This is a genomic window from Mesorhizobium sp. M1C.F.Ca.ET.210.01.1.1 (genome assembly GCF_004791585.1).
Classification (GTDB): domain Bacteria; phylum Pseudomonadota; class Alphaproteobacteria; order Rhizobiales; family Rhizobiaceae; genus Mesorhizobium.
In genome coordinates this window covers 62588-74829 of sequence record NZ_SRUU01000026.1, presented here as the reverse complement: position 1 = coordinate 74829, position 12242 = coordinate 62588, and the positions used below count along the sequence as shown (strand labels likewise).

Annotated in this window: 11 protein-coding genes; 5 read left to right on the top strand and 6 right to left on the bottom strand. The window is 64.8% G+C overall.

Annotated elements, in window-relative coordinates:
- Window positions 1-290 precede the first annotated feature (290 nt).
- Window positions 291-1211: a LysR family transcriptional regulator gene (locus EN853_RS24745; RefSeq protein ID WP_127861756.1), complete on the bottom strand. Its 921-nt coding sequence runs from the start codon at window positions 1209-1211 to the stop codon at window positions 291-293.
- A 151-nt stretch (window positions 1212-1362) separates the two neighbouring features.
- On the opposite strand from EN853_RS24745, the gene EN853_RS24740 reads away from it, so the two are divergent.
- The 4 genes from EN853_RS24740 (at window position 1363) to EN853_RS24725 (ending at window position 5741) form a co-directional block, all read left to right on the top strand.
- Complete coding sequence (locus EN853_RS24740; RefSeq protein ID WP_127861814.1) at window positions 1363-2589, top strand: urate hydroxylase PuuD; 1227 nt, start codon at window positions 1363-1365, stop codon at window positions 2587-2589.
- Between the two features lie 2 nt (window positions 2590-2591).
- Window positions 2592-3905, top strand: coding sequence for a guanine deaminase (gene guaD / locus EN853_RS24735; RefSeq protein WP_127861757.1), 1314 nt, complete (start codon window positions 2592-2594; stop codon window positions 3903-3905).
- 76 nt (window positions 3906-3981) lie between these two features.
- Window positions 3982-4485, top strand: coding sequence for a heme-degrading domain-containing protein (locus tag EN853_RS24730; RefSeq protein ID WP_127861758.1), 504 nt, complete (start codon window positions 3982-3984; stop codon window positions 4483-4485).
- Entirely contained in the window at window positions 4482-5741 is a 1260-nt protein-coding gene (locus EN853_RS24725) for a glycerate kinase (protein ID WP_127861759.1), read from the top strand. Before EN853_RS24730 ends, EN853_RS24725 begins: the two co-directional genes overlap by 4 nt.
- A gap of 33 nt (window positions 5742-5774) precedes the next feature.
- Here EN853_RS24725 and EN853_RS24720 read toward each other — a convergent pair whose 3' ends face one another.
- From EN853_RS24720 to EN853_RS24710, 3 genes are read right to left on the bottom strand one after another with little or no spacing between them, the layout of a single operon-like run.
- A complete protein-coding gene (locus tag EN853_RS24720; RefSeq protein WP_127861760.1) occupies window positions 5775-6464 on the bottom strand; it encodes a UdgX family uracil-DNA binding protein in 690 nt (229 codons plus the stop codon).
- Window positions 6465-6518: 54 nt separating this feature from the next.
- Window positions 6519-7925 (bottom strand): glutamine synthetase family protein, encoded by a 1407-nt coding sequence (locus tag EN853_RS24715; protein ID WP_127861761.1) that lies wholly within the window; start codon window positions 7923-7925, stop codon window positions 6519-6521.
- A gap of 26 nt (window positions 7926-7951) precedes the next feature.
- A complete protein-coding gene (locus tag EN853_RS24710; RefSeq protein WP_127861762.1) occupies window positions 7952-9334 on the bottom strand; it encodes an aspartate aminotransferase family protein in 1383 nt (460 codons plus the stop codon).
- Between the two features lie 141 nt (window positions 9335-9475).
- Between EN853_RS24710 and EN853_RS24705 the strand changes: the two genes are divergently transcribed.
- Complete coding sequence (locus EN853_RS24705) at window positions 9476-9919, top strand: hypothetical protein (protein ID WP_127861763.1); 444 nt, start codon at window positions 9476-9478, stop codon at window positions 9917-9919.
- Here EN853_RS24705 and EN853_RS24700 read toward each other — a convergent pair whose 3' ends face one another.
- Entirely contained in the window at window positions 9920-10894 is a 975-nt protein-coding gene (locus EN853_RS24700) for a WD40 repeat domain-containing protein (RefSeq protein WP_127861764.1), read from the bottom strand. It lies immediately after the preceding gene.
- 233 nt (window positions 10895-11127) lie between these two features.
- Window positions 11128-12177: a GTP-binding protein gene (locus tag EN853_RS24695; protein ID WP_127861765.1), complete on the bottom strand. Its 1050-nt coding sequence runs from the start codon at window positions 12175-12177 to the stop codon at window positions 11128-11130.
- Between the last annotated feature and the right edge of the window lie 65 nt (window positions 12178-12242).

Sequence of the window (12242 nt, the reverse complement as noted above, 5' to 3'; positions counted from 1 at the left end):
AAGTTTTAACGGGCTGAATGTTGCGTTAACGGGACTGCATACCTTGGCGACTAGCTGAAACGCCCATCACGTCGTCATCCTGGGGCGGAGCAAGGAGCGAAGCGACGCGGCGCAGACCCCAGGATCCATGCCGTGACTTCTGAGCGTTGCAGCAGTGCAGAATTCTGCTCCGCTGCATGCCCCGGCCAAAGTCACGGAATGGATCCTCGGGTCTGCGCTCCGGTTCGCATCGCTCCGCCCGTGGATGACGACGTCACCGAGGCCTCGGCCAATCTCGACGCAAACCTAGCCTACTTGCCGGCCAAGATATCCTTGATCAGGCGTTGGCAGCGATCGGCCATGAAGTCGAGCAGCAGGCGCACCTTCGGGTCCTGCAACTTCTTGTGCGGGTAGACGGCGGCGAACTGCACGGGCGTCGGCGGTGTTTTCGCCAGGATCACTTTCAGCCGCCGGTCGCGGATGAAGGGTTCGACCTCGAAGCGCGGCTTGTTGATGATGCCGCGTCCAGACAGCGCCCATCCGGTGAGCACATCGCCGTCGTCGGTGTCGTAGGGGCCGTGCACCTCGAATTTCTGCGGACCGTTCGGCGTCTGCAGTGTCCAGACATATTCGCGCGTGCCGGAATAGCGCAGCATCAGGCAGTCGTGCTTCTTGCCGATCAACTCCTGCGGCTCGGCCGGCTCGCCGCGCGCTTCCAGATATTTCGGCGCCGCCACCAGCACGCGCTCGCATTCCATGATCCCGCGCATCCGCAGACTCGAATCCTCGATGATGCCGAGGCGGAAGGCGACGTCGATGCCTTCCTTCATGATGTCGACATTGTGGTCGGAGAGCCTCAGCCGCACCTCGATATCGGGGTATTTGTCGTGGAAGTCCGGAATGCCGGAGGCGATCAGCCGCCGGCCGAGGCCAAGCGGCGCCGTCACCCTGATTGTGCCGCGCGGCTGGCCGGAAAGCGCGGCGACCGCGGCTTCCGCCTCGGTGATCGCATCCAGCACCTGCTTGGCGCCGGTATAAAACACCGTGCCGTGTTCGGTCGGCATCAACTGCCTGGTCGTGCGGTTGAACAGCCGCACACCGAGATGTTTCTCCAGCTCCTTGATACGGTTGGAGGCCACCGCCGGCGAAATCCGCATGTCGCGCCCCGCGGCCGACAGATTGCCGAGCTCGACGACGCGGACGAAGACGGCGATGTTGTCGAGATAGGCCATGCGGCTTTCGTGGCTCTCAAACGGCGATGTGCAGTGAGCCTAGTATTTTCCATTTTTTTTTGAAAGTCATCGCGCACCTCGCCTCTTTTCGTTTCGGCGCCAGTCCGTAAAGTCGTGCAATCGGCAGGGACGACTTCCCAAGGGCAACATGATGCTGGATTTTGCGATTTTCTGGGACTGGCTGAGTTTTGCCGTCCGCTGGCTGCATGTCATCACCGGCATCGCCTGGATCGGCTCGTCCTTCTATTTCGTCGCCCTCGACCTCGGCCTGCGTCAACGTCCCGGCCTGCCTGCCGGCGCCTTCGGCGAGGAATGGCAGGTGCATGGTGGCGGCTTCTACCACATCCAGAAATACCTCGTGGCGCCGGCCGAAATGCCGGAGCATCTCACCTGGTTCAAATGGGAATCCTACGCCACCTGGCTGTCGGGCTTCGCCATGCTGTGCGTGGTCTATTATGCCGGCGCCGATCTGTTCCTGATCGATCCTAACGTGCTCAACATCTCGGTGCCGGTCGGCATCCTGCTGTCGCTCGCCACCATCGGCGTCGGCTGGATCGTCTACGATCTTCTGTGCCGCTCGCCGTTGGGAAAAAGCGACACCGGCCTGATGCTGGTGCTCTACTGCGTGCTGGTGTTCATCGCCTGGGGGCTCACCCACCTCTTCACCGGCCGCGCCGCCTTCCTGCATCTCGGTGCAATCACCGCCACGATCATGTCGGCCAACGTCTTCATAGTCATCATCCCCAACCAGAAGATCGTCGTCGCCGACCTGATCGCCGGCCGCAAGCCGGACCCGAAATACGGCAAGATCGCCAAGCAGCGCTCGCTGCACAACAACTACCTGACCCTGCCGGTCCTGTTCCTGATGCTGTCGAACCACTACCCGCTGGCCTTCGGCACCGAGTTCAACTGGGTCATCGCCTCGCTGGTCTTTATCATTGGCGTGCTGATCCGGCACTATTTCAACACCGTGCACGCCCGCAAGGGCAACCCGACCTGGACCTGGCTCGGCGCCGCCGTGCTGTTCATGATCATCATCTGGCTGTCGACCGTGCCCAAGGTGCTGACCGGCGAGCCGAAGACCTCCGCCGCATCCGCCGCCGCTCAGGTCTACATCGCCTCGGCGCATTTCCCGGCCGTGCGCGACACCGTGCTCGGCCGCTGCTCGATGTGCCACACCGAGGAGCCGGTCTATGAAGGCATCTACCACGCGCCCAAGGGCGTGATGCTCGACACCGACGCGCGCATCGCCGAGCATGCCCGCGAAATCTACCTCCAGGCCGGCCGGGCGCATGCCATGCCGCCCGCCAACGTCACCCAGATAACCGACCAGGAACGGGCCCTTTTGGTGGCCTGGTTCGAAGGCGCCGGAAAGTAAGCATGACATCAAAACTCCTGCGCGGCCGCACGCTCTCCTTCCTGCGCTGGCCCGAAGCGATAGACGACCATGCCGCCTGGCGTTACGAGGAGGACGGCGGGCTGCTGATCGACAACGGCAAAATCGTTGCCGCCGGTCCCTATGCCGAGGTGGCGAAGCGCGCGGGCGCCGGCGCCGAGACGATCGACCATCGTCCGCATCTCATCCTGCCGGGTTTTATCGACGCGCATGTGCATGTCCCGCAGATGCAGATCATCGCCTCCTACGGCGCCGAGCTGCTCGACTGGCTGAACAAATACACTTTTCCCGAGGAGTCGAAATTCCAGGACGCGCAGCACGGCCGCCGCATCGCCAGGCTGTTCCTCGACGAGATGCTGCGCCAAGGCACGACGACGGTCGCAGCCTACTGTTCGGTGCACAAGGCTTCCGCCGAAGCCTTCTTTGCCGAGTCGCATGACCGCAACATGCTCAACATCGCTGGTAAGGTGATGATGGACCGCAACGCGCCGGACGGCGTGCTCGACACGCCGCAGGCCGGCTATGACGACAGCAAGGCGCTGATCGCCGAATGGCACGGCAAGGGCCGGCAGCTCTATGCCATCACGCCGCGCTTCGCTATCACCTCCTCGCCCGAGCAGATGGAAATGGCGGGCGCGCTCTGCCGCGAGCATCCCGATCTCCACATGCAGACGCATCTGTCGGAGAACCATGCCGAGATCGCCTTTACCCAGGAGCTCTATCCCTGGTCGCGCGACTACACCGACGTCTATGAACATTACGGCCTGCTGGGCAAAAAGAGCCTGTTCGGCCACTGCATCCATCTGTCCGAGCGCGAGGCGGATGCGCTGTCGCAGTCGGGCTCGGTCGCCGTGTTCTGCCCGACCTCCAACCTTTTCCTCGGCTCCGGCCTGTTCGATTACCAGCGCTATCGCCGGCGCGAAAAGCCGCTCCGGATCGCGTCGGCCACCGATGTCGGCGGCGGCACCAACTATTCGATGCTGCGCACCATGGACGAGGGCTACAAGGTGATCGCGCTGAATGGCGAGAAGCTGAACCCGTTCCAGTCCTTCTGGCAGCTGACGCGCGGCAATGCCGAGGCGCTGTCGGTGGCGGGCAAGGTCGGCACGCTCGATGAAGGCACCGACGCCGATATCGTCGTGCTCGACGCCCATGCCACGCCGGCGATGCGGCTGAGGATGGAGACGGTGGAAACGCTGGCCGAGGAACTTTTCCTGCTGCAGACGCTGGGCGACGACCGCGCCGTGCGCGAGGTCTATGTGGTGGGCCGGCCGGCCAAGAGCGCGATTGTCGCATAGACTAAGCGCGCTCTTCGCTTGACCCCGCGTCAGCCATCGGCCAAAGCGTGCGTCGACATATTGACAGGGGAACGCCATGGCTGCCGCCGCCGACATCGCTCTGATCAAGAAACAGGAAGCCACGCTGGTCCTCCCGGCCTTCGACGAGGCCGTGGCCTTCGAGATCGGCTCGGCGATCAGGGACCGGGCGCTCAAGGAAGACCTTCCGATCATCGTCGACATCAGGACCTTCGACCGTCCGCTGTTCTACGCCGCGATGCCGGGCTCCGACGCTTCCAATCCGGACTGGGCGCGGCGCAAGATCAATGTCGTGAAGCGCTTTTTGAGAAGCACCTATCGCATGGTGCTTGAGCAGCAGCGGCCCGACCGCACCTTCAAGGTCGGCGAGGGCCTGGACATTGCCGACTATGTGCTCGCCGGCGGCGGCTTTCCCGTCACGCTGAAGGGCGCCGGCGTCATCGGAGTCATCGCCGTCTCCGGCCTGCCGGAGCGCCAGGACCATGGCGTCGTGGTCGATGCGCTCTGCGCTCATCTCGGCATCGATGCAAAAGAGCTTGCGCTGCCGCCGGAAGAAAAATGACCGATCCAAAAGCCTTCCTCACGTCGATCTTCAACGCCGCCGTCGCTGCCGCCGATCCGGAAAAGACGATCCGCAACCATTTGCCGGCAAAGCCGAAGGGCCGCACCATCGTCATCGGCGCGGGAAAAGGCTCGGCGCAGATGGCGGCGGCTTTCGAGAGGGTCTGGGATGGCCCGATCGATGGCCTGGTCGTCACCCGCTACGGCTATGGCGCCAGATGCGAACGCATCGAGATCACCGAGGCGGCGCACCCGGTGCCGGATGCGGCCGGCCTCGAGGCTTCGCGCCGGCTGCTGGAGAAGGTGCGGGGGCTCACCGCGGACGATCTGGTCGTGGCGCTGATCTCCGGCGGCGGCTCGGCGCTGCTGCCGTCTCCGGCCGCCGGCCTGACCTTGGCCGACGAGATCGCCGTCAACGAGGCGCTGCTCGCCTCCGGCGCGCCGATCGCGGCGATGAACACCATTCGCAAGCACGTCTCGACCATCAAGGGCGGACGCCTCGCCGCCGCCGCCCATCCGGCAAGAGTGGTGTCGCTGGTCGTTTCCGACATCCCCGGTGACAATCCGGCGCTGGTGGCGTCCGGTCCGACCGTCCCCGACACCGGCAGCCGCACGGACGCGCTGGCTTCGATCGCCGCCTACAACATGAAGCTGCCGGCTGCAGTGATGGCGCATATCAATTCGCCGGCTGCAGATGCGCCGCGTCCCGATGATCCGCGCTTCGCCGGCAATGAAGTGCACCTGATCGCCTCGGCCGGCGTTTCGCTGGAAGCGGCAGCCGCCGAAGCGAAGCGGCAAGGCATCGAGGCTGTCATCCTGTCGGATTCGATCGAGGGCGAGGCGCGCGAGGTTGGCGGCGTCCATGCCGCGATCGCCCGCCAGGTGGCGACCCGTAGTCGTCCGTTCGCCAAGCCGGTGCTGATCCTGTCGGGCGGCGAGACGACGGTGACGCTCCGCGCAAAAGGCAAGGGCGGCCGCAATTCCGAATTCCTGATCGCCTTCGCCATCGGTATTGATGGTGTCGGCGGCATCCATGCCTTAGCCGCCGATACGGACGGCATCGACGGCTCGGAGAACAACGCCGGCGCCTTCGCCGATGGGTCGACGGTTGCACGCATGCGTGCGGCCGGCGTGGACGCCAAGGCGATGCTGGCCGGCAACAACGCCTGGACGGCCTTCAATGCGGTGGGTGATCTGTTTGTCCCTGGCCCGACCGGGACGAACGTCAACGATCTCAGGGCAATCCTGATCCGCTAGACTTGGCCGGGTCAGGCGGTGTCTCAATACCGCCTAAGCGCCCATCAGTTGCTTCACCTTCCTCATATCCTTGAGGAACCGCTCGCGCTCAGCCTCTTTCTCCTCCTGCTCGCGGATGCGCAGGATGAAGGAAGGATGGACGGTGACGAACACCCGCAAGCCGTCCTCGCGCTCGATGACGTCGCCGCGCATCCTGGTGATCGGCACGGCCTTGCCGAGCAGCGATTGCGCCGCCGTCGCGCCCAGCGCCACCACGAGGTTCGGCTTGATCAGGCTGAGTTCCTTGTCCAGCCACCAGCGGCAGGCCTGGATCTCGCCGGCATTGGGCTTCGAATGGATGCGCCGCTTGCCGCGCGGCTCGAATTTGAAGTGCTTTACCGCATTGGTCACATAGACCTTGCGGCGATCGATCTCGGCATCGTCCAGGATGCTGTCGAATATTCTGCCCGCCGGGCCGACGAAGGGTTTGCCAGCAAGGTCCTCCTGGTCGCCGGGCTGTTCGCCGACAAAGATCACATCGGCATTCTCCGGTCCTTCGCCGAACACGGTTTGCGTGGCATTGCGCCAGAGCTGGCAGCGGTGGCAGCCCTTTGCCGCCTCGCGCGCCGCGCCGATGGAGGTGGCATCTTCCCCTGCGGTCAGCTCTGGTACCGGCGCAGGGGCGCGTCTGGCTGGACGTTTCGCTTCACGCCGCAAGGCCGTCGTTGACGGTGTTGTTGCCATCGTTCTGTCTCGCCCGCTTTTGAACTTGAAATGGGCGAGCCTGGCGATGGTTCCTCACACCTCGTGTAGATAGAGGTGGTAATCCAGCTCGCTGACAGTGCGCGCGACACGCAGATATTCCGCCTGCTTGATCGCCACGAAGGTCCGGTGCAGGTCGGGGCCGAGCGCCGCTTTCAGGAAATCCGAAACTTTTGCCGCTTCGATCGCCGCGCGCCAGTCGGCCGGCATGGTCGAGGTTTCCGACGCCTGCTCATAGCCGTTGCCGGTTGTTTCCGGGCCGGGGTCCAGCCCCTCGTCGAGGCCCTTGACGATGCCGGCCAGCACCGTCGCCGCCACCAGATAGGGATTGGCGTCGACGCCGGACGGCCGGTGCTCGATGCGGCGATTCCTGGCGTCGCCCGCCGGCACGCGCAGCGCCACCGACCGGTTGTTGACGCCCCAGGTCGGCGCCACCGGCGCGTAGGACTGCGAAACGAAGCGACGCCATGAATTGGCGTGCGGCGCGAACACCAGCATCGATTCCGCCATGGTGTGGACCAGGCCGCCAAGCGCGTTGAGCAGGCTCAGTGACCATTTCTCGCCTTGCGCCTCGGTGAACACGTTCCGGCCGGCATCGTCCTGCAGCGAGACATGGAAATGCATGCCGGAGCCGGCATAGGTCTCGATCGGCTTGGCCATGAAGCAGGCGGTGACACCGTGCCGGCGCGCCTGCGCCCTGACCAGCCGCTTCAGCATGACCAGGTCGTCGGCCGCCCGCATCACGTCCTTGCGGTAGTTGAGCGTCAGCTCGTACTGGCCGGGCGCATATTCGGAAATGATCGTCTCGGCCGGTATCCCTTGCGCCTTCGCGGCGGCGTAGATGTCGGAAAACAGCGGCTCCATGCCGTGCAGGTGATCGACCGAATAGACCTCGGTCTTGCCGGAGCGACGACCGTCGAGCACCGCGCGGGCGGCTTGCACCTTACCGTCCGCGTCGCGCTCATTGGCGAGGAGAAAGAACTCCAGCTCGAAGGCGCCTGCCGGATGCAAGCCGCGGGCCGCCAGCAATTCCACCTGCCTTGCCAGCACCAGCCGCGGATCGGAGGTCATCGGCTGGCCGTCCAGGTGATACATCGACATCAGCACCTGGCCGCGCGGCGGTTTGGTGCCGTGCAGCGGCACCAGCGTTCCCGGGATCGGCCATGCCCTGAGATCGCCATCGCCGGTATCCCAGATCAGGCCGGTGTCGTGGACGTCCTCGCCGGTAATGTCGAGGCCGAGGATCGAGATCGGCATATGCCTTCCGCCCTCGAAGATGCTCATCAGCTCATGCCGGCGCACGATCTTGCCGCGGCCGATGCCGTTGGCGTCGGTGAGCACGATGTCGAAGGCCTCGATATCGGGATGGGCGTCGAGAAAGGCTTTCGCCTCGGCCGGCGTCGAGCCGGAAGGGGAGATCGCTACTGTGTTCGGATTGTCCATGGCCGCCAATCTTCCAACTGCTTGTCTTACGCCGCAAGCCTGGCCGCAACCGCGCTGAAAGCGGTGATCAGCCGCCTGACCTGCGCCGCCGTCGTCGCCGGCGAGACAAGCATCATATTGTGGAACGGCGCGATCAGCACGCCGCGATTGACCAGCGCGACATGGATGGCGGCTTCGAGCTCGGGCGCATGCGCCTTTTCGGCTTCGCCGCCGTCCTTCAGCGGGCGGGGGGCGCAGATGAACTCGACGCGGGCGCCGACCCGCGCGACGTGCCATGGCAGGCGATAACGCTCGATGACGGCGGTCAGCCCGGCGTCGAGGCGGCGCGCCAGCCGGTCCATATGCGCATAGGCCTCCTCGGTCATCACCTCTTCCAGCGTCGCGCGCATCGCCGCGAATTGCAGCGGGTTTGCCGACAGCGTCGTGCCCATGCCAGAATAGCCGGGTTCCTTGGTCCGGTTATAGGCGCCGTAGCGGGTGGCGACGTCCTCGCTCATGCCCCAGATGCTCGCCGGCACACCGCCAGCCACCGGCTTGCCGAGCACGAACAGGTCCGGCTCCAGCCCGTATTTGCGCGTATAGCCGCCCGGGCCGGTCGAAATGGTGTGCGTTTCGTCGATCAAAAGCAGCGTGCCGGCGGCGCGCGTGAGGCGCCGCAGCGCGTCGTGGAAGCCGGGCTCCGGCAAAACCATGCAGGAATTGGTCAGCACCGGTTCGGTGATGACGCAGGCGACGTCCCGATCGCCAAGCGCTGCCTCCAAAGCCTCGACATCGTTGAACTCGACGATCTTGGTCGCGCGCGTCAGATCGCGGAATTCGCCGGCCAATCCCGGCCGGTTGACCGGCTTGCCGTCGATCAGCCGCACCATCGTCTCGTCGACCGAGCCGTGGTAGCAGCCGTTGAAGACCAGGATCTTCTCGCGCCCGGTCACCGCCCGGGCGACGCGCAATGCAAAGCGGTTGGCGTCGGTGGCGGTGGTGGCGATCTGCCAGTAGGGGAGGCCGAAGCGCTGCTGCAGGAGCGGGCCGATGGCCAGCGCGTCCTCGCTGGGCAGCATGTAGGTCAGGCCGCGCCCGGCCTGCCGGCGGATGGCGCGGGCAACCGCAGGCGGAGAGTGGCCGAGCATCGAGCCCGTGTCGCCGAGGCAGAAATCATCGAGCTTGTTGCCGTCGATGTCGGTGATGGTGGCGCCCCTGGCGCCGTCGACCAGGATCGGAAACGGCGTCGGCCAGTCGGTCATCCAGTGCATCGGCACGCCGCCGAGGAAGCCCGCCATGCCGTTGCCGACCTTCGCCTCGGATTTCGGCCGTGCCTTGCGGAAGGTGGCCGCTTCCGTCTCGCGCAGTTCCGCGACGCGGGCGGCAGCGATGCCGCCGATGGAACTGGTTGGACTATCCGATGCCCGCATGAAAACCCCTCTGTTGGCGCGGCACTCTGCCAACCGTTTGGCAAAATCGCAATTGGCCGCGCCGGGGCCACGCATTGGATCAGCGCTCTTGACCCGACGCAGCGGTCAGGGCCTCAATGCGGTCAGGTGGGAGGAAGGGAAATGCGGACAGGTCTTTGCGCGGCAGCGCTTCTTGCATCGGCGAACGGGGCCTTTGCCTCCGGTGCCCTCTGGTGCTCGGTCGACGACCATCAGGTCGCCTTCCAACTTGATGCCGGCGTCACCCGCGGACTGGGCGGTCCGACGTTCAATTTCCGGGGCGATTTGGAAATCAAGGCGCGGAAGGCGGGTGACAGCCTGCGCAAGACGGTCTTTGAGGATCAGAACCTTGCGCAATACTGGCTCGACGGCGAGGAGTTGCGGCTGCTCGTCTATCGCGAGCACGAGGCCGCGGACAGCTACCGATCCGTCGAACTGACGATCCTGACCAAGGCCAGAGACGAAAGTACCTATGACGGGCGCTACACGCTCTCGGTCTATGACGGCAGCGGCGCGGGCAGCGAACCCGTCGAGTTCAAAGGCGATGTTTCCTGCGGCGCCGAATGATCAGGCGGTGATGTCGATGACGCCGCAATCGCCGGCGGCGCTGCCGAAGACGATGCGGCGCTCTTCCTTGTCCCACATCATCGCGGTGATCGCGCCTTTGCCGGGGCGGCGCAGCAGCACTTCCTTGGCGTCGGCGAAGCGCGCCGCGATCACCATGCCGTCCTCATAGCCGATTGCCGTCACCTCTTGGCTCGGATGGCAGGCGACGCAGGTCACCATGGTGTTGCCGCGCGTGCCGAGTTCCAGCGGCGCCTTGCCCATCGGGCCGTCCTTGGCTGAAAACGGCCAGACGATCGCCGCTGGCGCGCCCGAGCTTGCCAGCCATTTGCCCTTCATGCTCCAGGACAGGCTCTTGACCTTGCTGGGATAGCCGCTCATGCGCATGTGCTTGCCGTCGGCGAGTTTCCAGCCATGCAGCGCGTTTTCCTGCATGGTGGTGATCAGGAAGGCGCCGTCGGGAGAAAAAGTGATGCCGGTGTGGGCGCCGGCCCATTCAAGCTCCACCGGCTTGCCCTCGGCGGCCGGGAAATGCAGTGTCGCGCCATTGTAGCGGGCGACGCCGAAGCGCATGCCCTTGGGGGAGAAGGCCAGCCCTTCCACCGAGCGCGGATGGGCAAATTCCTTGGTCTTGCCGTCGGCGAAGCGCACGAAGGCGGTCTTGCCGGAGGCATACGCGACCGCGCCCTGCGGACCGGCGGCGACGCTGGTGATCCACTTCCTACCCGCGCTGGCGAGTTCGCTCACCTCGCCTGCGGCCTTGACCGCAAACACCTTGCCGTCCTCGCCGCCGGTGATCAGCCGGTCGTTTGCCGCGTCATGGAAGGCGGCAAGCAACCCGTCATTGGCCTGCGCCGTCTTCTGACCATTGTCGAGCCGATGGACCGTGCCATCGGCAAGCGCGAAATGCGGCACGTCGGCGAGGAAGACGGCGGCGACGCAATGGCCTTCGAGATCAAGCGGGGCGACTGTGGGCATATGGATAGTCCATTCGTGATCACGAAGCCGACGCAGCTAGGTGTGGCTCCACCTCCTCCCTTTGTGGGAGAAGGTGGATTGGCGCGCAGCGCCAAGACGGATGAGGGTGTTGGCCAAAGTGCCATCATCGCCAAGCCGGAGCGCCCCTCATCCGACCGAGCTTCGCTCGGCCACCTTCTCCCACAAATGGAGAAGGAAAGAGGGGGCAGCGCTAACGCCTGAAGGTCAGGAAATCAAGCCGCCTGGCAGGCTTCAAAACTCTTGCGGAGCCGCTCTTCGTCGAGATCGCGGCCGATGAACACCAGCCGGCTCTCGTGCTTCTCGCCATCCTTCCAGGCGCGCTGGTGGTCGCCCTCGAGGATCATGTGCACGCCTTGCAGGACATAGCGCTCGTCGTCGCCCTTGAGCGCGATGATGCCCTTCAGCCTGAGGATGTTGGGCCCTTCCATCTGGGTCACCTTCTCGATCCAGGGGAAGAATTTCTTCGGGTCCATCTCGCCGCCGCGCAAAGATACCGACTTCACCGACACGTCATGGATGTCGGACGGGTGGTCGTGGTGATGGTGCCCATCGTGATCGTGGTGATGGTGGTCGTGATCATGATCGTGGTGGTCATGATCGTGGTCGTGCGCCTCGAGGAAATGCGGGTCGTTCTCCAGCGCGCGCGACAGATCGAAGGCGCCGCGGTCGAGCACCTCGCCGAGCGCCACGCCGGCGCGCTCGGTGCGATGGATCCTCGCCGCCGGGTTGATGGCGCGGATCGTCGCCTCGACCTTCTCGAGCTCTTCGGGCGTGACGAGGTCGGTCTTGTTCAGCACCACGACGTCGGCGAAGGCGATCTGGTCCTCGGCCTCCTTGGAATCCTTCAGCCTGAGCGGCAGGTGCTTGGCGTCGACCAGCGCCACCACCGCGTCGAGCTTGGTCTTGGAGCGCACATCGTCGTCCATGAAGAAGGTCTGCGCCACCGGTACCGGGTCCGCGAGGCCCGTGGTTTCCACCACGATGGCGTCGAAGCGGCCGGGCCGCCGCATCAGGCCCTCGACGACGCGGATCAGGTCGCCGCGCACCGTGCAGCACACGCAGCCATTGTTCATCTCGTAGATTTCCTCGTCGGATTCGACGATCAGGTCGTTATCGATGCCTATCTCGCCGAACTCGTTGACGATGACGGCGTAACGCTTGCCGTGGTTCTCCGACAGGATGCGGTTGAGCAGCGTCGTCTTGCCGGCGCCGAGATAGCCGGTGAGAACGGTTACGGGGATCTGCGTCTGTGCATCGCTCATGGCTTGCCTCGAAAATCTGTGCCTAAAGGATTTGTCGGCCTCATATAGGGTGTGAGTTGCGCTTT

Coding starts and splice junctions, on each gene's coding strand:
- EN853_RS24745 (WP_127861756.1), bottom strand. CDS start 1,211: ATGGCCTATCTCGACAACATCGCCGTCTTCGTCCGCGTCGTCGAGCTC.
- EN853_RS24740 (WP_127861814.1), top strand. CDS start 1,363: ATGCTGGATTTTGCGATTTTCTGGGACTGGCTGAGTTTTGCCGTCCGC.
- guaD (WP_127861757.1), top strand. CDS start 2,592: ATGACATCAAAACTCCTGCGCGGCCGCACGCTCTCCTTCCTGCGCTGG.
- EN853_RS24730 (WP_127861758.1), top strand. CDS start 3,982: ATGGCTGCCGCCGCCGACATCGCTCTGATCAAGAAACAGGAAGCCACG.
- EN853_RS24725 (WP_127861759.1), top strand. CDS start 4,482: ATGACCGATCCAAAAGCCTTCCTCACGTCGATCTTCAACGCCGCCGTC.
- EN853_RS24720 (WP_127861760.1), bottom strand. CDS start 6,464: ATGGCAACAACACCGTCAACGACGGCCTTGCGGCGTGAAGCGAAACGT.
- EN853_RS24715 (WP_127861761.1), bottom strand. CDS start 7,925: ATGGACAATCCGAACACAGTAGCGATCTCCCCTTCCGGCTCGACGCCG.
- EN853_RS24710 (WP_127861762.1), bottom strand. CDS start 9,334: ATGCGGGCATCGGATAGTCCAACCAGTTCCATCGGCGGCATCGCTGCC.
- EN853_RS24705 (WP_127861763.1), top strand. CDS start 9,476: ATGCGGACAGGTCTTTGCGCGGCAGCGCTTCTTGCATCGGCGAACGGG.
- EN853_RS24700 (WP_127861764.1), bottom strand. CDS start 10,894: ATGCCCACAGTCGCCCCGCTTGATCTCGAAGGCCATTGCGTCGCCGCC.
- EN853_RS24695 (WP_127861765.1), bottom strand. CDS start 12,177: ATGAGCGATGCACAGACGCAGATCCCCGTAACCGTTCTCACCGGCTAT.